Raw genomic sequence first — 17,385 nt, 5'->3', positions numbered from 1 at the left:
GATGTTTCGTGTCGCCGCGGACAGTCTGGAAGCCTATCTCGCCTTCGATCCCGGCCGCACCGCGGATCTCGAGCACGTGCATGCGGTGATGCGGAAGGCGGCGCCTTCGCTCAAGCGGCATTTCCATGCGGGCTCGCCGGCCGGCGAGGCCGGCATGCGCATGAACATGATCGGCTACGGTCAGTTTCGCTACGCCATCAAGTCCGGCAAGACGGCGGTCTGGCCGGTGATCGGGCTGGCGCTGCAGAAGAACTACATCAGCATCTATGTTGCGGTGACCCGCGGCGGCAAGCCGCTGGTGTCCTGCTATGCCGGCAAGCTCGGCGAATTGCGCGCGGGCGGCAACAATTTCAGCTTCGAGGCGTTTGTTGATCTGAAGGCGCCTGCGGTTACGGCGCTGTTCGCCGAGGCCGCCGATATCTTCAAGGCGGATCAGGAGAACCCGGTCCGCTACATGCAGGGAAGCTGAGATCAGCTCGCCGAAAAGCGGCGGCAGAACCCGTGCAATGCCCACTGAAGGCAACCCTTTCGGGGCGAAGTTCTGGATAAATGGAGACAGGCCATGGCCGATCAGCAAGCTCCTTCCGGTCCGGATCTGACACAAGGCGTGGCCCTCTCCGACTTCCAGGGTGCGATGTTGCTCGGCCATGTCGGTGACGAGGACGTGCTGCTGGTGCGCTCGGGGACGGATGTGTTCGCCATCGACGCGCATTGCAGCCATTATCACGGTCTGCTCGCCGACGGCCTCGTCGAGGGCGAGACGGTGCATTGCCCCTGGCATCACGCCTGTTTTGATATTCGCACCGGTGAAGCGACCGCGGCGCCCGCCTTCAACGCGCTCGCCGTCTGGAAGGTCGAGCGCGAGGGCGATCGCATCATCGTGCGCGAGAAGCGCGAGCAGCCAAAATTCCGCGTCAAGGGTCCAGTCGATGCGCCCGGCAGGATCGTGATCGTTGGCGGAGGCGCGGCAGGGTTTGCCGCCGCCGAGATGCTGCGACGGCAGGACTATCGCGGCAGCATCGTGATGCTGAGCGGCGAGACCGCGCCGCCGGTGGATCGGCCGAACCTATCAAAGGACTTCCTCGCCGGCAGCGCGCCGGAGGACTGGCTGCCGTTGAAGCCGGACAGTTTCTATCCCGACGCGGCGATCGATCTCAGACTCAAGACCGAGGTCAAGTCGATCGACACCGGACGCCGCAATGTCGTGCTCGCCGGAGGCGAAGCGCTTCCGTATGACCGGCTGCTGCTGGCAACCGGCGCGGAGCCGGTGCGGCTGCCGATCCCGGGTGCGGAGCAGCCCCACGTTCACGTCTTGCGCACGCTCGACGATTGCCGGGCGATCATCGCCTCGGCCAATGGAGCGCGCCGTGCGGTGGTGATCGGTGCAAGCTTCATCGGGCTCGAGGTTGCGGCCTCGTTGCGCGCGCGGGAGATCGAGGTTCACGTGGTCGGGCTGGAGCAGCGGCCGCTGGAGCGCGTGCTCGGGCCCGCCATGGGTGATTTCGTCCGTGCGCTGCACGAGGAGCATGGCGTCGTCTTCCACCTCGGTGACACCGTGACCGCGATCGAAGGCAAGCGCGCGCAGCTGAAAAGCGGGCCCGTGCTCGACGCCGACCTCGTCGTGCTCGGCGTCGGCGTGAAGCCGCGGTTGGCGCTGGCGGAAGCCGGCGGGCTCGCGATCGATCGCGGCGTGACCGTGGACGCCTATCTCGAGACCAGTGCTCCCGGCGTCTACGCGGCCGGCGACATCGCGCGCTGGCCCGATCCGCACAGCGGCGAGAACATTCGGGTCGAGCACTGGGTGGTGGCCGAGCGCCAGGGCCAGACCGTCGCGCGGAATATGCTTGGGCAGCGCGAGGTCTTCGATGCCGTGCCGTTCTTCTGGAGCCAGCATTACGACGTGCCGATCAACTATGTCGGCCACGCCGAGCAGTGGGACGAGATCGCGGTGGAGGGCAGCATTGCCGGCAGGGATTGCATGCTCCGCTACAAGCGCGGCGGGCGCGTGCTCGCCGTCGCATCGATCTATCGCGACCTGGACAGCCTCGAGGCCGAGGTCGCAATGGAGCGGGCGGCGGCCTGACGGCTTTTCCCTCAAGAAGGGTTTGTGGTCTGACGGCGATGCTCTAATCTGCCGCCATGCTTCAGGATGCTAAGACCTACGACGAGCTCTATCGCAACTTCCGCTGGGATATCCCGGCGCGCTTCAACATGGCGACCGCGTGCTGCGATCGCCATGCCGACGGCACAGGCCGGCTTGCGCTGATCTATGTCGACGAGGAGGGCGGCACCACGCGCACCTCGTTCGACGAGGTCGCGGATGCCTCGCGCCGCTTCGCCAATGTGCTGACCGCCGACGGCCTAGTCCGCGGCGATCGCGTCGCGGTGTTCCTGTCGCAATCGCTCGAATTGCCGGTCGCGCATCTTGCGGCGTTTCGCGCAGGGATGATCTCGATCCCGCTGTTTGCGCTGTTCGGCGAGGATGCGCTCGAATTCCGGCTGTCGAACTCGGCGGCGAAGGCCGTGATCACGGATGAGGCGGGCTGGGATAAAATCGCAAAAATCCGCGATCGGCTGCCCGAGCTGAAGAGCGTCTATATCGTCGGCGCCAAGACGCCGACGGGGACAAAACCGTTCTGGAGCGCGATCAAGTCGGCGTCGGCGGAATTCGCGACCGTCGACACCTCGGCCGACGATCCCGCGCTGATCATCTACACGTCAGGCACCACGGGCAATCCGAAGGGCGCGCTGCACGCGCATCGCGTCGTGCTCGGCCATCTGCCCAATGTCGAGATGTGCCACAACTTCCTGCCGCGGCCGGGCGACCTGATGTGGACGCCGGCCGACTGGGCCTGGATCGGCGGGCTGATCAACGGCCTGTTCGCGTTCTGGTACCACGGCATTCCGATGGTCGGGCACCGCGCCAGGAAATTCGAGCCGCAGGCGGCGATGCAGATGATGGCCGAACTCGGCATTCGCAATGTGTTCCTGCCGCCGACCGCGCTGAAGCTGATGCGGCAGGCCGATGTGAAGAATTCCGGCGTCAGGCTGCGCAGCATTTTTACCGGCGGCGAGTCGCTCGGCGGCGAGCTGCTGGGCTGGGTACGCGAGACCTTCGGCATCGATGCCCATGAGGTGTTCGGCCAGACCGAATGCAATCTCGTGATCGGCTCTAACTCCAATCTGTTTCCGATCCGCCCGGGCGCGATGGGCCGCGCGACGCCGGGCTTCGACGTCCGCATCGTCAACGACAAGGGCGAAGAACTCCCGCGCGGGCAGCGCGGCATCATCGGCGTGCGGCAGCCGTGTCCCTGCACCATGATCGAGTATTGGCGTAATCCGGAAGCGACCGCGAAGAAGTATGCCGGCGAATTCCTGCTGACCGGCGATCTCGGCGTGCAGGATGAGGACGGCTATTTCTGGTACGTCAGCCGCGAGGACGACGTCATCACCACGGCTGGCTATCGCGTCGGTCCGTCCGAGATCGAGCACACGCTGATGAAGCATCCGGCGGTCGCGATGTCGGCCGTGGTCGGCATCCCCGATCCGATCCGCACCGAATCGATCAAGGCCTGGATCGTCTTGCGCCCGGGCTTTGCGCCGAGTGACGCGCTGGCGCGCGAGATCCAGGAGTTCGTCAAGGTGCAACTCGCCGCCCACGAATATCCGCGCTTCGTGCAGTTCGCCGACAGCCTGCCGATGACGGCGACGGGCAAGGTGCTGCGGCGGGAGCTGCGGACGCTGGGCTAGATTCTTTTCCGCGAGTTCGTCACGATACGCAAATGCAAAAGACTGCCACCCAGGCCCCGGGCCTGCACCGCGCTTCGCTCACGAAGCTCAACGAGTTGGATGCGGCGCTGGAGCTGATGTATTACGGTTGGCGCGGGATGACGCTGGCGGCCGATGAATATCTTGCCGCGCTTGGCCTGTCGCGCCCGCACCATCGCATTCTCTATGTTGTTGCGCGGCGGCCCGACATCTCGATCGGCGCGCTGATCGAGGTGCTCGGCATTTCCAAGCAGGCATTGAATCGGCCGCTTGGTCTGTTGCTCGAGCGCAAATTGCTGGTGTCGAAGCGGTCGCCCGAGCAGCATCGTTCCAAATTGCTGCGCCTGACCGCAGCAGGTCAACGCATCGAACAGAGCGCGTCCGACCACGAGCGCAAGGTCCTTCGCGAGGCGTTCGATCGTGTCGGCGCGCCCGGCGCTGCGGCGTGGATGGCGGTGATGGGAGCGATTGCCGACAACAATTAGGCTTCTAATGTCAACTTAGTTGACGTGAGAATTTCGCCGTGCCAGTCTTCGCCGTAGTCAAGCGGAGGAGGGGGAGCGCATGGGCGGAGAGATCATGGACCGAGCGGCGGCCGAGCGCTTTGTCGAGGCGTGGTGCGCGAACTGGTGCAAGGTCGATATCGACGCCGTCGTCGCGCATTTTGCCGACAATGCGGAGATGCGCAGCCCGTTGGCGCTGAAGCTGACGGATAGCCCTGTGGTCGCGGGGGCCGAGAATATCCGTGCCTACTGGCGCCAGGCTTACGGCAGCATCGAAAGCGCGGACCTCAAGATCCTGAACTGGAGCTGGGACGAGACGATCGCGCGCCTGACGGTGTGGTGGCAATTGGGCGACACGCGCGCCAGCGAGTTCATGGACTTCGATAGCGCCGGCCGTGTGGTGCGCAGCGAAGCATTCTACGGAAAATAAGCCATGCGATTTTCGGATTTCGTTCTGCTGCTCAACGCGCTCTGGTTCGGCGCCGCCTTCGTCCAGTTCAGCATTGCCCAGCGCAACACGCTGAAGATCCTGGTCCCGCGCGAGGAGCGCGGCAATCCGATCGCGCCGACACTCTCGGCCAGCGTCGCGTTTCTCGGCGGCATCAATCTGCCGATCGGGCTGCTGTCACTGTATTTCCTGGCCGCAAGGCCGCCGTTCTTTCACGCCGTCGAGGCGCAGCTCGCGCTGTTCCTGTTCTTCGCCGCATGTCACTTCAGCCAGTTCGCCTACAATCTGCCGGTGCTGATGCGCGGCGGCCGCGTCGGAGTCGCCTACTGGCCGGTGCTGAAGGGCCCGATGCTCCGGATCTTCGTCATCGACGCGACCCTGTTCGTGGCGAATCTCGGCGTCGCGCTGTTGCTCGTTTAGCGCTTCACGCGCGTCTCGGCTCAATCTCCCCGCCGTCCCGGGCAAGCGCAGCGCGACCCGGGACCCATAACCACAGGGTGTAGTTGTTGTGCGACGCTGTGGCCCCAACTCGCTCCATCCCGACGTTCGGTGGTTATGGGTCCCTGCTTTCGCAGGGACGACACGGGAGTGTGGGCGACAGCGGAGCATCGAATATGAGGGCGTGGGAAACCTCATCCCGGCATCGGTATCCCCAACTCCTTCAGCGCCGCCAGCATGCGCGCCGGCGGCTGCATCGGGATCACCATGGCCTTGCCGGTCTCCAGCAGGCTCTTCAGGCTGGAGAGGATCGCCGGCCAGCCGGTGCGGCCGCCGGACAGGATGTCGTCGCTGATCGGGCGGTCATGCGATTGCAGCAAGGTCAGCTTGACGCCATCGCCGGCCTGCTCGATCTCCCAGGTGACGAGCGTCGGGCCGAGCTTTTCGACCAGCTGCGGCCAGTTGACGTTGAAGGTGACGCTCAACCGCTTCAGGGGATCGCACTCGATCACCTCGCCGGAGATGTGCAACGCACCGTCGGGCGTGCGCACGATGTAAGCGCCGCCGATCCGGAGGTCGACCTCGACCGCGTTGCCTGAGAAGTACTGCCGGCTGAATTCGGCGTTCGTCAGGGCCTGCCAAACCTTGTCGGGTGTCGCGGCGATGTAGATCGCGTAGACGATCGCCGGTTTGAATTTGTCGATGTTCATGTCCGCACGTATCCTTCGATAGATCTTCATTGTCATTCGAAGCCGTCGATCCCGAGCGCGGCAGGCGGGATCGCGACCACCTTGCCGGTTTCGAGCAGGCTCTTGAGCCCGGACAGGATCGCCGGCCAGCCCTTGCAGATGCCGTCGAGCAGCTTGCTGCCGACGCCGAAGCCCTCATGGGTCACGGTCAGCTTCACGATGTTGCCGAACGGCTGGAGCGTGAACACGACCCTGGTAGCCGGTTCCTTGCGCATTTCAGGGTCGGCCTCGTGCTTGAACGTGTAGGCGAGGCGCCGCGGCCGGTCGGCTTCAAGGATCTCGCCGGTGTCGGTGGTCTTGCCGCTCATCACCAGCGCGAGCGGCGAGCCGACCTTCCAGTCCGATTTCAGCTCGGTGTCGAACCAGTACTGCCGGGTGAATGCGCTTGATGTCAGTGCATCCCACAGCTTTTCCGGCGTGGTCTCGATGTAGGTGACGTAGACGAATTCGGGCTTAGGCATGGTAAGCCTCCCTCGCACCGCTGGTGAGCAGGTCGGCCGGCAGTTCGCGCCCGGTCTCGAGGAAGCTCTTCAGGCTCGCAATGACCATCGGCCAGCCGCCGGAGATGTCGCGCAGTGTCTTCGGACCGAGATTGTCGTGCGTCATGGTCAGCTTGACCACTCCGCCGTGGGGTTCGATGTCGAAGGTCACGCGCGAAACCTGCTCGCGCTCGACGCCTTCCTTCACGACGTCCCAGCTGTAAGCGAGCCTCCTGGGTGGATCGGCGATCAGCACCTCGCCCTGCACGCTGCGACGGCCGTCCTTGGTCAAATGATAGAGCGAGCCGACTTTCCAGTCGGAGCTGACGCGATAGCCGAACCAGAAGCGCTCGGTGAACTCGCTCGATGTCAGCGCATGCCACAGCTTCTCGGCCGTGGTCTCGATATAGGTGACGTAGACGTAGTCCGGTTTACTCATCACGCTTCTCCAACTGTCGCTTCAATTCGCTGAGCGCGGCGAGTTTCCCGCGCTCGAACTTCCTGATCCACCGCTCGCCGATCTGATGGATCGGAACCGGGTTGAGGTAGTGCAGCTTCTCGCGGCCATGCTTGATCGTGGTGACGAGGTTGGCCTCCTCGAGAATCACAAGGTGCTTGGTGACGGCCTGACGCGTCATGTCGAGGCCGTCGCAGAGCTCGCCGAGCGTCTGCCCGTTCTGTTCGTGAAGCCGGTCAAGCAGCGTGCGCCGTGAGGCATCCGCGAGGGCTTTGAAGACTTCATCCATGGGTCGGATGATAGGCAACCAAATGGTTGCATGTCAAGAGCGTGTGTTTGGGCAGCCGTTTCGCCGTGCTAGCGTCCCGCGCAGTCAACGCAGATTGGCAGGGAACTCGGGGTGGTGCGCATGGGTGGTCGCGTTACGGCGGTTTGCTGCACGGTTGTTGTCGTCCTGCTCGCACATGCTGCGAGCGCGCAGCAGCCGAAGATCGGCGATCCGCCCGAAGCCTCCAACATGCGGCTGGTTGGAAGCAACGATTTGCAGGCGCGCAGCGCCTATCAGCCGACCATCCATCATCAGGGTAACAGGTGGATCGCCTATATCGGCCATCACGGCGGCACCGACGACATTCCCGATCCGGTCAACCCGATGACCGGAAAGGCCGAGCCGAACGGCACCTCGATCGTCGACGTCACCGATCCCGCGCATCCCAGATATCTGCGGCACATTCCCGGACAGGAGGGCAAATATGAATCCGGCGGCGCGCAGATGGTACGGATCTGCGACGGCAAGGATTTGCCGAAGGGCGATCGGAACGCGGTGTACATGCTGCGCGCGGTTGGTACCGAGGGGCATGAAATCTGGAATGTCGCCGATCCTGCCAATCCTGTTCTCGTGACCCACATTGGCGAGGGCCTGAAGGACACGCACAAGAGTTTCTGGGAATGCGGCACCGGCATTGCTTACCTGGTGTCGGGCGCGCCGGACTGGCGCACGCGGCGCATGACGCAAATCTACGATCTCTCCGATCCCGCGCATCCGGTGAAGATCAGGGATTTCGGGCTGCCGGGGCAGGAGCCGGGCGCGACCGGCGCGGTGCCGACCGAATTGCACGGGCCGATCTCGACCGGACCGCAGGGCAATCGCGTCTACTTTGGCTACGGCACCGACAAAGGCGGCTTCCTGCAGATCGTCGACCGCGACAAACTGCTCAACGGGCCGAGAGAGCCGACGCCGGACAATCTGAAATACCCCGAGATCGCGCGAATGCCGCTGTCGGCGCTGAACGGCGCGCACACGGTGTTTCCGATGCCCGGCATGCCGATCGCGGAATTCGCCCATGACAAGGATGGCAAGACCCGCGACATCGTGATGATCGTCGACGAGGCGATCCAGAACGAATGCGGCGAGGCGCGGCAGATGGTGTGGTTCGCCGACGTTACCACCGAGGCGCGGCCGATGTTGATCTCGAGCTATACGGTGCCGGAGGCCTCCGGCCGTTTCTGCGAGCGCGGCGGCCGGTTCGGCTCGCATTCGTCGAACGAGAGCATGGCGCCGGTCTACTACAAGAAGATGGCTTTCATCGCCTTCTTTAACGCCGGGGTCCGCGCGCTCGACATCCGCGATCCCTATCATCCCAGGGAAGTCGGCTACTTCATTCCCTCCATCACGGCGGCGACCGACAAGCGCTGCGTCACCATCGACGGCCGTGACCGTTGCAAGGTCGCGATCCAGACCAACAATGTCGAGACCGACGATCGCGGCTACATCTATGCGGTCGACCGCGCCAACACCGGCCTGCATATCCTCGAACTGACCGGCGCGGCGCGCGCCGTCGCCGGTTTGCCGTGAGGGCTTGATGATGCGCGCGTGGCCGGTCATCGCAACGATGTTACTGGCGCTCGGCGGCCTCTCGGCCGTGGCCGGCTACGAGATGGCGCCGCCGAGGGGAGCTCAGTGGCACGAGATCGCCTGGCCGTTCCCGCGCGACGGCTGGCCTGCCGGCCGCGCCTTTCGCTGCGGCGCCGCAGAGTGCGGTACAGACGTCGAGGTCTACGCACGGCCGAAGCTCGGCTTCTGCAATTGCGACAGCGGCGTCGCCGATGACGACGAAGTCGACCGCGTTGCCGATGTCGACATGATCAGCCCGCGCTTCGTGGCGCTAAGGGCGGGCGAAGTGGTCGAGGTCGCCGACATGCACGGACGGATCAGGGCCTATGATCTTGATGGGAAGCGCACTGCGATCGGCATCGCGGTGTCGCACCGTTGCGATCTGATGGCGGTGGCAGCGCGGGGCGGGGGAGATGCTGCGCGGGTCCAACAAGCGACACTGAAGTTTCTGGAGGGACGAGAGATCAGAACGTGGATGGCGGCGGCGATGGAAGGCCGTTGAGCGTCGCGCTCTTGTTCACCTCGCCCCGCTTGCGGGGAGAGGTCGGATCGCATCGCAAGATACGATCCGGGTGAGGGGGTACTGGTCCAACGACTCGCACCGCCTGGCGGAGAGAGCCCCTCACCCCAGCCCTCTCCCCGTGAAGGACGGGGAGAGGGAGTGATCGGGCCGCTTCCATCGACATCGTCCGCATGCATAATGTTGGCAAAGAACAGAAGAGCCCCCCATGTCCCTGCAAGCCTATTTCGCCTTCGTCGCCGCCTGCATCGCGCTGGCGCTGTTGCCCGGTCCGATCGTCACGATGGTGATCGCCAACGGGCTGCGCTACGGCACGCGCGCCGCGCTGACCAATGTGCTGGGCGCCCAGGTCGGGCTTGCGATCGTGATCGGCATCGTCGCGGTCGGCCTGACCTCGTTGATGGCCACCATGGGTTATTGGTTCAACTGGGTGCGCTTCGCCGGCGCCGCCTATCTGGTCTGGCTCGGCATCAAGCTGATCCGCTCGCCGGTCGAAGGCGTCGGCACCGACGACAAGCCACCGCCGCCGCGCGGTGGGTTCTTCCTGCAGGGCTTTCTGGTGCTGCTCTCGAACCCGAAGGTGCTGGTGTTCTTCGGCGCCTTCATTCCGCAGTTCATGGACATGGACAAGCCGCATTTGCCGCAGGTGGCGCTGCTCGGCGTCACCTTCATGGCGACCGCGGTGCTGACCGACGCCGCCTACGCACTGGCGGCCGGCCGTGCCCGCAAATTCTTCTCCAAGGAGCGGACGCGGCTGATGTCGCGCATCTCGGGCGGCTTCATGATCGGCGGCGGCATCTGGCTGGCGCTGACCCGGGCGCGGTGAGCCCGGCGCCGAAACGGTCGCCAGCGCTACACTGCGATCCGCTCGACGACGTCGCGCACCAGGCCCGTCAGCAGCTCGAGCTTGTAGCCGGTCATCGGCAGCGGCTTGGCTCCCGATATCGCAAGCTCGGCAGCTTGCGCAGCGCTGGCCGCATTAGCCGGTTTCCCCTGCAGCGCCGCCTTACTGGCGGTGAGACGCAGCGGCACCGGCGCGATGCCGCCCGCGGTGAGATGGACCTCCTGAAACACGCCGCCCGCTATCACGGCCCGCACGCAGACCTCGACCAGCGGCCATTCCGCATAGGAGCGGCTGATCGCGCGCTTGTAGAGCGCGCGCTCGCCGGTCAACGGAGCGGGAAGCTCGATCCGTTCGATCCGCTCGCCCGCTGCGAGCAGATTGTCGACGGTGCCGTTGCTGCCGTCGCCGAGCAGGTCGGTGATCGATAATCCGCTGCGCCGGTCGGTGGTGACCTTCGCATCATAGGCCAAGAGCGCCATCGCCATCGTCGATGGATGCGGCGCCACGCACGGGCCGAGATCGAACGCGACGTGATAGAGGTGATTGCCGGATCGTGCCGGACAGTCCGAGCCGCCCTTCTTGAGACAGGCGATCTGCGGATTGCGGAAATACCAGCAGCGCGAACGCTGGGCGAGGTTGCCGCCGAGTGTCGCCATGTGCCGGATCTGAGGCGTGGCGAGGCCCTGCGCACTTGCGGCGATGCCGGGATAGGCTTGTGCGAGCCGCGTGTCGGATGCGATCGCAGCGATTGCGGTCAGCGCACCGATGCGCGCCGCGCCGTCCGCGCCCCAGGCGATCCCGATCGTATCGGGACTGGCGGTGAGGTCGAGGACCGCGCCGCACGACAGGCCGCTGCGGCGGCGCTCCGACAGGTCGGTGCCGGCGGCACGGAATTCGGGCGCGGACATTGCCAATGCAGTTGCGGCGCTCATGCAGCAACCCTCCCTTTCAGCGCGGCGACGATACGGTCGGGCCGGATTGGAATCTCGGTGAGGCGGACGCCGATCGCATTGTAGATCGCGTTGGCGACGGCGGCCGAGGTCGGCACCGTCGATGCTTCGCCGATGCCGACGCTGTTGCCGAGCACATGGTCGAAGCCGGCTTCGTCGAAATGCACGTCGATCTCGGGCGTGTCGGCGATCCCAGGGATGCGATAATCCTCCATGCCGGCGGTGAGAATGTCGCCGCTGTGCGGATCGAGCTCGCGCGCCTCATAGAGCGCGTAGCCGAGACCCTGGATCACCGCGCCGCAGGCCTGGCTGCGTGCCAGCGCGGGCGACGCGATCTTTCCGACCGCGATGCCGGTATGCACGTTGAGCACGCGGACATGGCCGAGCCAGGTGTCGACCTCCACCTCGATCACCTGCACCGAGCTCGGCACGCCGGCGCCGACCGCGATGTTGGAGAAACGCCGCATCATCCAGCCGAACACCATGCCCATCAGGCCGACTTCGCGCAGCGGCGAGCGAATGCCGGGCGCGGTATTCTTGCCGTCCTCGCCGCGCGCCTCCGTCACCGCGATGTCGGGCGAGCGCGCGATCAGCTCGCGCCACGGCGCGTTCGAGCCGGGCGCAGGCTTGCGTGTCGCCTGTTCGAGGATCGCGGCCTTCAGTTTCCGCACCGCCTGCAAGGTCGGCGGCATCACCGAGGCGGTGACGCGGCTGCCGCCGGAGCCGGGTCCTTCGGGTAGCGACGAATCGCCGATCCGCACATCGATGTCAGAAGGTTCGAGATCGAATTCGCGCGCGATGGTGTCGGCGAGGATGCTGCGGGTACCGGTGCCGATGTCCTGCGTCGCGGTGCTGGCGACGATGCGGCCGCCCTTGACCGCAATCTCGACCTTCACATTGGGCTGCCAGAGATAGAGCCAGTAACCCGTCGCCATCCCGATGCCGCGGCGATAGCGGCCGGTCTGCTGTGGTTTGCGATTGCGCCAGATCTCGAGCCCGGATGCCCAGTCGTAGAGCCGCTGGCGGTTGGGATCGGGATCCCAGCGCTTGCGCAACGCGATCGGATCGACCTTGAGCCGCAGCGCGGCCTCGTCGATCGATTGCTCCACCGCGAACGCCATCGGCGGACCGCCGGGGCCGCGGAACGCCGCGCCGGGCGGCAGATTGCTGATGACGTCGAAATCCGAAAGGTCCTTCGCCTCGGCCGGATAGATCAGCCGCGCCAGGCCCGCGATCGTCGAGTTGGTCGCGGCCCCCGTATCGGCGTGCGCGGTGACGGAGAGCGCTTTCAAGCCGCCCTGGTCTGACGGCAGCAGCGCAACTTTCAACTCCGCGGCCGGCCGATAGCCGGCGACCGAGAGCTCCTCCTGCCGATCGTAGGCGACGCGCACCGGCGCCTTGGCCTCGCGCGCCAGCTCGATCGCGGCGATCGTCTCGGTGCCCAGGCTCGCCTTCGAGCCGAAGCCGCCGCCGACATGATCGGCGATGACGCGGACCTTGTCGTGAGCGAGCTTGTAGCGTTTTGCGATCTGCTCCTTGAGATGAAACACCTGCTGGGTCGAGGCGTGCAAGGTCAGCCGGTCGCCGTCGAAGCGCGCCACCGCGGCGTGCGGCTCGAGACACGCATGCTGCTGCGTGGCGGTGCGGAAGGTGGCTTCGATCAGCAGCTTGTTGCTCGCTTGGCGCGCCTCATCCACCCAGCTGCGGGCCTTCTTGGCGCGGGTCGAGAACACCGCGGTCGGGCCGCGAATGTTCTGCTTCCATGGCGCCGGTCCGCCGGCCGCTTCCGAGACGTTGCCGGCGCGCTTGCGGCTCGCTTTGTCGAACACGACGGGCGCGCCGTCCTTGCGTCCGGCGTCGAGCCCGACCACTGCGGGCAGTTTCTCATAGGTCAGCTTGATCGCGGCGAGCGCGGCCAGCGCTGCCTTGCGATCGTTCGCTGCGACCGCCGCGATCGGCTCGCCGACATAGCGCACGATCTTGTCGTCGCCGAGCAACGACACCGCGGTGACGCCGGGTAGCGCCCGCGCCGGGGCGAGATCGAGCGCGGCGATGCGCGCATGCGCCTCGCGCGAACGCAGGATCAGGCCTTCGAGTTGGCCATCGTGATTGATGTCGACGGTGTATTTTGCCGCGCCCGTCACCTTGTCGCGCGCCTCGATGCGGGGTGCCGCGACATTGTCGCCGTCGAAACGGCCGGCGCAGGCGTCCGCCACCGCGCGGAAGATCCCGTCATAGGCGCCGCAGCGGCAGAGATGGCCCGACAGCGCCGCGCCGATCTCCTCGCGCGACGGCACGGCCGTGCCCCTGGTCGCGCGCCATTGATCGCAGAACGCGGTCGCCTCCACGATGAAGCCCGGCGTGCAGAAGCCGCATTGCAGCGCGTCATGCGCCATGAACGCCTTCTGCACCGGATGCAGCCTCGTGGCGCCGATGCCTTCCACCGTCGTCACCGCCTTGCCGGCGGCGGCCTGCGCCGGCATCAGGCAGCTTGCGACCGGCGTGCCGTCGACCAGCACCGTGCAGGCGCCGCAGACGCCGGCGCCGCACACCAGCTTGGTGCCGGTGAGTTTGAGCTGGTCGCGCACGATGTCGATCAGGAGCGCGTCGGGATCATCGGGCAGGGATTCGACGCGGCCGTTGACGGTCGTCGTGGTCATGACTGTCCTCCAGTTGTCCTGCGTGTCGGCTTTTTCGGGATTGCCGCCTTCTTGGCGGGCAGCTGTTGTGATTTCGACGAGGATTTCGTCTCGGATTTCGACATGGCGCCGGCGCAGAGCGTCCGCACCATGATCGTCATGTCCTTCAGGAACGCATCGGCCGGCTGCATCGCCGGATATTGCGACTTCGCGGCGTACATCGACATCTCGACCAGCCGCGCGAATTCGACCGGCGACAGGTCCTGCGGCAGCGCGAGCTGCTGCTTGCGTACGATCCGGCTGATCGTCGCGACCATGCGCTCCGCATAGCGCGCGGCATAGGTCTGATAGAGGTCGCGCGCGTGCACGAGGTGCTCGGAATACAATTCCTCGAGATGCGGCGAGCCGTCCAGCGAGGCGATCATGGTCGACATCCGCGCGGTCATGCCCGCGGCGAGAATGTCGCCGAGATTGCCGCCAGCCGTCTCGGCCTCGGCAACGGCAGTCTCCTCGGCCGCGATGGCGCTCTCATGCACGCGTTCGATCACGGCGCGGAACAGCGCCTCCTTGGATTCGAAATGGTGATAGAGCGCCTGCCGCGTCAGGCCGGCCGCTTCGGCGACCTGCTCGATCGAGGAGCGGCGAAAGCCGTGCCGGCGGAAAACCAGCATGGTGGCGTCGAGAATGCGGGTTTTCGGTCCCATTTGACGATTTTGACAGTTCTAGGAGAACTGTCAAATCGCGATTTGGTGAGGCTGGGCCTGAGCCTGTGTGAACCGCGTCACGGATGGCCGCGCGCCGGCTGCGTAAAGCTTCGTCATGCAAGGGCGAGCCCGATCGCCCGGCGCTTGCGAGGATACGGACATGACACAGGTCTATTTCCATTGCTCGAATACGCGCGGCGTGTTGATGGATCGCCGCGGCACGTCGGTGGCCAGCCTCTCCGAGGCCTGCGAGGCGGCGACCTCCATGATGCGCTCGCTGGTTGCGACCGACAGTCTGGAAGATTGGCGCGATTGGGCCGTGCATGTCAGCGACGAGGACGGCGAGGAGATCGTGATCCTGCCGTTTGCATTCGTTCTCGGCAAACCGCACTGAGAGCGAGCCATGCCGTCATTGTCATCTCTTCGCCGCGGCATGAATGCGATCACGACCGGCTGGCGGAATTTGATCGCGCGAGTTCGCGATCCCTACCGGCCCGAGCTGCACTACATGCGCGGGCCGGGGCCGAAATGGCATGCGAAGCATCCCGTTCAGGCTGCGCTGGCTGGTTGACGCAGACCCGATCGCGTCGATTCGACTTAGAACGCTCCTAAGAAATCGCGCTGACAGCCGAGACGCATCGTCGCAGTTCCCCGCAGTTCTCGTTGCGTGATCGCAACACGCACAACGATACGTCCAACACTGGACGAGTTCTAATCGCCGCGCGGCTGCGCGCATCTTTCATCGTGTTAGTGACGGCAACGATGGAGACTCTGGAATTCAGGTAGCGAAGTTGACTGTGACGACCAAATCCCTGCGGCGATGGGGCGCCGTCCACAAATGGACCAGCCTGATCTGCACTTTGTTCATGCTGCTGTTGTGCATCACCGGCCTGCCGCTGATCTTCCACGACGAGATCGACGATCTCCTGCACAGTTCGGTCAAGCCGGCCGAGGCGCCGGCCGGTACGCCACCGGCTAATCTCGACCATCTGCTCGCCAACGCGCTGGCGCAGGCGCCGGGCAAGGTGCCGCACTTCCTGATCTGGGATCGTGACGAACCCGGCGCGATCTGGGTCAGCGTCGGCCCGACGATCGACGCCGATCCGACCAACAACCGCCTGATCCGGATGGATACCCATAGCGGCGCCTATCTCGATTCGCCCGACGTGACCGGCCGCTTCACCTACATCATGCTGAAGCTGCACACCGACATGTTCGCAGGCCTCCCGGGCAAGCTGTTCCTCGGCTTCATGGGGATCCTGTTCTGTGTCGCGATCATTTCCGGCATCGTGGTCTATGCGCCGTCGATGCGGAAGCTGCGCTTCGGCGCCTACCGCGCGAAGCGAACCCGCGTCGTGCGCTGGCTCGACGTGCATAATCTCGCCGGCATCCTACTGGTTGCCTGGACGCTGGTGGTCGGCTTCACCGGCGTCATCAACACCTGGGCCGACCTCGTGCTCAAGATGTGGCAATTCGGCCAGCTCGCCGAAATGACCGCGCAGTACAAGGACCGGCCGGTGCCCTCGAAGCTGACCTCGCTGAACGGCGCAGTCGAGGTGGCGCGGCACGCGGTGCCCGGCATGACGCCGAGCTTCGTCGCCTTCCCGGGAACGCTGTTCAGCAGCAAGAGCCACTATGCGGTGTTCCTGCACGGCGATACGCCGCTGACCTCGCGGTTGCTGAAGCCTGCGCTGATCGATGCCGAAACCGGCGCGCTGACCGACAGCCGCGATATGCCCTGGTATGTGTCGACGCTGTATATTTCGCAGCCGCTGCACTTCGGCGATTACGGCGGCATGCCGCTGAAGATCGTCTGGGCGCTGCTCGACATCCTGACGATCTTCATCCTGGTGACTGGCGTGTACTTATGGATGCGCCGGCGCAAAGCGGGCGTCAGCCAGGAGCGCGCCATCGCCAACGCCGCCGCCATCGACAGCCCCGCACTCACGTCGTGACATCGGCATGGTCGCACATCGCTCATTGACAGAGATCTTCGCCGCTCCGCTCGTGATCGCGATCGTGAGCACGGTGGGATTGATCAGCGCGCTGGTCGGCGACGGCTGGTGGGACGCCGTCTCCTGGGTGGCGCTCGGCCTGCCGGTGCTGCTCTATCTCGTGTTCATCTGGCGGCGCCGGCCGAATTGATCCGGCTCGCCTCATTGCCGCTGCGCTAGATCAAAGCTTCCGCGCGCAGCGTGGTCTCGATCTCGCCGAGGATGCGCGCCAGCCGTTCGGCCCATGCGGTTTCGCCGGCCTGGTCGGAGATCAGGTCCTGGCGGATCTCGATGCCCGAATTCATCAAGCCGCGCTTTTCGCCGTGCACCGGGATGGTGTAGTCGGTCTCGTCGCTGACCGCATAGGGCTCGTTGTCGCCGACCACGAGATCGCCCTCGCTGCGCAGATGCTTCAGCAGCAGCGGCGGCAGCGCCTTGTCGTGGTGATACAGCGTGCCGATGTGCCAGGGCCGCGCGATGCCGGCATAAACCGGCGTGAAGCTGTGCAGCGACACCAGCACCGTCGGCATGCCCTGGTGCGAACGCTCGTCGATGATCTCGTCGATGCGCCGGTGATAGGGATCGAAGATCTGCGCGCGGCGCAACTCGGCGGCCTCGCGCGACAGGCCTTCATTGCCGGGCACCGTGGTGGCTTCGCTGATCAGCGGCACCGAGCTTGCGACATGTGGCGGACGGTTGCAGTCGATCACGAGTCGCGAGTAGCGCTGCGCGATCAGATGAGCGCCGAGCAGGTCGGAGAGCTGAGTTGCGACGCCGGCGATGCCGATGTCCCAGGCGATGTGCCGGACCAACTCGGTTTCGGGCAGGCCGAGATCGCCGAGCGGGGAGGGAATCAGCCTGCCGTAGTGATCGCAGGTGAACAGGAACGGCGAGCGGCCGGCCGCATTACGTTCAAGAACCGGTGAAACATCGGTGCTTGCGAGCAGAAACGATGGACCGCCACCGTAATTCAAGGGCCTTTTTCCTCAACTTTGCCT

Annotated in this window: 21 protein-coding genes; 13 read left to right on the top strand and 8 right to left on the bottom strand. The window is 65.2% G+C overall.

The genetic code is table 11. The annotated features are described in order from the left end of the window. Position 1: 1 nt before the first annotated feature. The 6 genes from JQ616_RS01075 (at position 2) to JQ616_RS01050 (ending at position 5,139) form a co-directional block, all read left to right on the top strand. Positions 2–469 (top strand): hypothetical protein, encoded by a 468-nt coding sequence (locus JQ616_RS01075; RefSeq protein ID WP_212011575.1) that lies wholly within the window; start codon positions 2–4, stop codon positions 467–469. 93 nt (positions 470–562) lie between these two features. Next, entirely contained in the window at positions 563–2,083 is a 1,521-nt protein-coding gene (locus JQ616_RS01070) for an FAD-dependent oxidoreductase (RefSeq protein ID WP_212011573.1), read from the top strand. Between the two features lie 56 nt (positions 2,084–2,139). Further along, entirely contained in the window at positions 2,140–3,750 is a 1,611-nt protein-coding gene (locus tag JQ616_RS01065) for an acyl-CoA synthetase (RefSeq protein WP_212011571.1), read from the top strand. Positions 3,751–3,782: 32 nt separating this feature from the next. Continuing rightward, positions 3,783–4,253 carry a MarR family winged helix-turn-helix transcriptional regulator gene (locus JQ616_RS01060; protein ID WP_212011569.1) on the top strand — a complete coding sequence of 157 codons (471 nt, stop codon included), beginning with the start codon at positions 3,783–3,785 and terminating at the stop codon, positions 4,251–4,253. A gap of 94 nt (positions 4,254–4,347) precedes the next feature. Then, positions 4,348–4,701, top strand: coding sequence for a nuclear transport factor 2 family protein (locus JQ616_RS01055; RefSeq protein WP_249136307.1), 354 nt, complete (start codon positions 4,348–4,350; stop codon positions 4,699–4,701). A 3-nt stretch (positions 4,702–4,704) separates the two neighbouring features. Then, positions 4,705–5,139, top strand: a complete 435-nt coding sequence (locus tag JQ616_RS01050) for a hypothetical protein (protein ID WP_212011565.1) — start codon at positions 4,705–4,707, stop codon at positions 5,137–5,139. A 212-nt stretch (positions 5,140–5,351) separates the two neighbouring features. On the opposite strand, the gene JQ616_RS01045 is transcribed toward JQ616_RS01050, so the two are convergent. From JQ616_RS01045 to JQ616_RS01030, 4 genes are read right to left on the bottom strand one after another with little or no spacing between them, the layout of a single operon-like run. Continuing rightward, positions 5,352–5,867: an SRPBCC family protein gene (locus JQ616_RS01045; protein WP_212011563.1), complete on the bottom strand. Its 516-nt coding sequence runs from the start codon at positions 5,865–5,867 to the stop codon at positions 5,352–5,354. A gap of 32 nt (positions 5,868–5,899) precedes the next feature. Continuing rightward, the gene (locus JQ616_RS01040; protein WP_212011561.1) at positions 5,900–6,367 is read right to left on the bottom strand and encodes an SRPBCC family protein; all 468 of its coding nucleotides are present in this window, start codon (positions 6,365–6,367) and stop codon (positions 5,900–5,902) included. After that, entirely contained in the window at positions 6,360–6,824 is a 465-nt protein-coding gene (locus tag JQ616_RS01035; protein WP_212011559.1) for an SRPBCC family protein, read from the bottom strand. Before JQ616_RS01035 ends, JQ616_RS01040 begins: the two co-directional genes overlap by 8 nt. Beyond that, a complete protein-coding gene (locus tag JQ616_RS01030; RefSeq protein ID WP_212011557.1) occupies positions 6,817–7,131 on the bottom strand; it encodes an ArsR/SmtB family transcription factor in 315 nt (104 codons plus the stop codon). Before JQ616_RS01030 ends, JQ616_RS01035 begins: the two co-directional genes overlap by 8 nt. Positions 7,132–7,251: 120 nt before the next feature. Between JQ616_RS01030 and JQ616_RS01025 the strand changes: the two genes are divergently transcribed. From JQ616_RS01025 to JQ616_RS01015, 3 genes are all read left to right on the top strand, one after another. Then, entirely contained in the window at positions 7,252–8,697 is a 1,446-nt protein-coding gene (locus JQ616_RS01025) for an LVIVD repeat-containing protein (protein WP_212011556.1), read from the top strand. Positions 8,698–8,704: 7 nt separating this feature from the next. Beyond that, positions 8,705–9,238: a hypothetical protein gene (locus tag JQ616_RS01020; protein WP_212011554.1), complete on the top strand. Its 534-nt coding sequence runs from the start codon at positions 8,705–8,707 to the stop codon at positions 9,236–9,238. A gap of 226 nt (positions 9,239–9,464) precedes the next feature. Continuing rightward, complete coding sequence (locus JQ616_RS01015; RefSeq protein ID WP_050426284.1) at positions 9,465–10,082, top strand: LysE family translocator; 618 nt, start codon at positions 9,465–9,467, stop codon at positions 10,080–10,082. Positions 10,083–10,108: 26 nt separating this feature from the next. Here JQ616_RS01015 and JQ616_RS01010 read toward each other — a convergent pair whose 3' ends face one another. Genes JQ616_RS01010 through JQ616_RS01000 form a run of 3 tightly spaced genes read right to left on the bottom strand, consistent with a single transcriptional unit; the run spans position 10,109 to position 14,393 of the window. Beyond that, complete coding sequence (locus JQ616_RS01010) at positions 10,109–11,032, bottom strand: FAD binding domain-containing protein (RefSeq protein ID WP_212011552.1); 924 nt, start codon at positions 11,030–11,032, stop codon at positions 10,109–10,111. Beyond that, entirely contained in the window at positions 11,029–13,710 is a 2,682-nt protein-coding gene (locus tag JQ616_RS01005) for a molybdopterin-dependent oxidoreductase (RefSeq protein ID WP_212011550.1), read from the bottom strand. The genes JQ616_RS01010 and JQ616_RS01005 overlap by 4 nt, the downstream gene beginning before the upstream one ends. Beyond that, a complete protein-coding gene (locus tag JQ616_RS01000) occupies positions 13,707–14,393 on the bottom strand; it encodes a TetR/AcrR family transcriptional regulator (RefSeq protein ID WP_212011548.1) in 687 nt (228 codons plus the stop codon). The genes JQ616_RS01005 and JQ616_RS01000 overlap by 4 nt, the downstream gene beginning before the upstream one ends. A 160-nt stretch (positions 14,394–14,553) precedes the next feature. Here JQ616_RS01000 and JQ616_RS00995 point away from each other — a divergent pair, with 160 nt between their 5' ends. The 4 genes from JQ616_RS00995 to JQ616_RS00980 all read left to right on the top strand — a co-directional run bounded on the left by JQ616_RS00995 (position 14,554) and on the right by JQ616_RS00980 (position 16,538). Then, the gene (locus JQ616_RS00995) at positions 14,554–14,787 is read left to right on the top strand and encodes a DUF6894 family protein (RefSeq protein ID WP_212011546.1); all 234 of its coding nucleotides are present in this window, start codon (positions 14,554–14,556) and stop codon (positions 14,785–14,787) included. A gap of 9 nt (positions 14,788–14,796) precedes the next feature. Further along, entirely contained in the window at positions 14,797–14,964 is a 168-nt protein-coding gene (locus JQ616_RS00990) for a hypothetical protein (protein WP_212011545.1), read from the top strand. A 226-nt stretch (positions 14,965–15,190) separates the two neighbouring features. Further along, the gene (locus JQ616_RS00985; RefSeq protein WP_433995939.1) at positions 15,191–16,348 is read left to right on the top strand and encodes a PepSY-associated TM helix domain-containing protein; all 1,158 of its coding nucleotides are present in this window, start codon (positions 15,191–15,193) and stop codon (positions 16,346–16,348) included. Positions 16,349–16,355: 7 nt separating this feature from the next. Continuing rightward, positions 16,356–16,538: a hypothetical protein gene (locus tag JQ616_RS00980; RefSeq protein ID WP_212011543.1), complete on the top strand. Its 183-nt coding sequence runs from the start codon at positions 16,356–16,358 to the stop codon at positions 16,536–16,538. A 25-nt stretch (positions 16,539–16,563) separates the two neighbouring features. Here JQ616_RS00980 and JQ616_RS00975 read toward each other — a convergent pair whose 3' ends face one another. Next, positions 16,564–17,361, bottom strand: a complete 798-nt coding sequence (locus JQ616_RS00975; protein WP_212011542.1) for an N-formylglutamate amidohydrolase — start codon at positions 17,359–17,361, stop codon at positions 16,564–16,566. Positions 17,362–17,385: the final 24 nt, after the last annotated feature.

Origin of the sequence: Bradyrhizobium tropiciagri, from assembly GCF_018130545.1 — a bacterium.
GTDB lineage: Bacteria > Pseudomonadota > Alphaproteobacteria > Rhizobiales > Xanthobacteraceae > Bradyrhizobium > Bradyrhizobium tropiciagri_A.
The sequence above is the reverse complement of the archived record's forward strand: the minus strand, read 5'-3'. Positions and strand labels throughout refer to the sequence as shown.

Excerpts from the sequence above, each read along its gene's own strand:
- JQ616_RS00980 (WP_212011543.1), top strand. The coding sequence starts at position 16,356 with ATGGTCGCACATCGCTCATTGACAGAGATCTTCGCCGCTCCGCTCGTG.
- JQ616_RS01050 (WP_212011565.1), top strand. The coding sequence starts at position 4,705 with ATGCGATTTTCGGATTTCGTTCTGCTGCTCAACGCGCTCTGGTTCGGC.
- JQ616_RS01075 (WP_212011575.1), top strand. The coding sequence starts at position 2 with ATGTTTCGTGTCGCCGCGGACAGTCTGGAAGCCTATCTCGCCTTCGAT.
- JQ616_RS01045 (WP_212011563.1), bottom strand. The coding sequence starts at position 5,867 with ATGAACATCGACAAATTCAAACCGGCGATCGTCTACGCGATCTACATC.
- JQ616_RS01010 (WP_212011552.1), bottom strand. The coding sequence starts at position 11,032 with ATGAGCGCCGCAACTGCATTGGCAATGTCCGCGCCCGAATTCCGTGCC.
- JQ616_RS01040 (WP_212011561.1), bottom strand. The coding sequence starts at position 6,367 with ATGCCTAAGCCCGAATTCGTCTACGTCACCTACATCGAGACCACGCCG.
- JQ616_RS00995 (WP_212011546.1), top strand. The coding sequence starts at position 14,554 with ATGACACAGGTCTATTTCCATTGCTCGAATACGCGCGGCGTGTTGATG.
- JQ616_RS01055 (WP_249136307.1), top strand. The coding sequence starts at position 4,348 with ATGGACCGAGCGGCGGCCGAGCGCTTTGTCGAGGCGTGGTGCGCGAAC.
- JQ616_RS01030 (WP_212011557.1), bottom strand. The coding sequence starts at position 7,131 with ATGGATGAAGTCTTCAAAGCCCTCGCGGATGCCTCACGGCGCACGCTG.
- JQ616_RS01020 (WP_212011554.1), top strand. The coding sequence starts at position 8,705 with ATGATGCGCGCGTGGCCGGTCATCGCAACGATGTTACTGGCGCTCGGC.
- JQ616_RS01070 (WP_212011573.1), top strand. The coding sequence starts at position 563 with ATGGCCGATCAGCAAGCTCCTTCCGGTCCGGATCTGACACAAGGCGTG.
- JQ616_RS01000 (WP_212011548.1), bottom strand. The coding sequence starts at position 14,393 with ATGGGACCGAAAACCCGCATTCTCGACGCCACCATGCTGGTTTTCCGC.
- JQ616_RS01035 (WP_212011559.1), bottom strand. The coding sequence starts at position 6,824 with ATGAGTAAACCGGACTACGTCTACGTCACCTATATCGAGACCACGGCC.
- JQ616_RS01065 (WP_212011571.1), top strand. The coding sequence starts at position 2,140 with ATGCTTCAGGATGCTAAGACCTACGACGAGCTCTATCGCAACTTCCGC.
- JQ616_RS00990 (WP_212011545.1), top strand. The coding sequence starts at position 14,797 with ATGCCGTCATTGTCATCTCTTCGCCGCGGCATGAATGCGATCACGACC.
- JQ616_RS01005 (WP_212011550.1), bottom strand. The coding sequence starts at position 13,710 with ATGACCACGACGACCGTCAACGGCCGCGTCGAATCCCTGCCCGATGAT.
- JQ616_RS01060 (WP_212011569.1), top strand. The coding sequence starts at position 3,783 with ATGCAAAAGACTGCCACCCAGGCCCCGGGCCTGCACCGCGCTTCGCTC.
- JQ616_RS01025 (WP_212011556.1), top strand. The coding sequence starts at position 7,252 with ATGGGTGGTCGCGTTACGGCGGTTTGCTGCACGGTTGTTGTCGTCCTG.
- JQ616_RS01015 (WP_050426284.1), top strand. The coding sequence starts at position 9,465 with ATGTCCCTGCAAGCCTATTTCGCCTTCGTCGCCGCCTGCATCGCGCTG.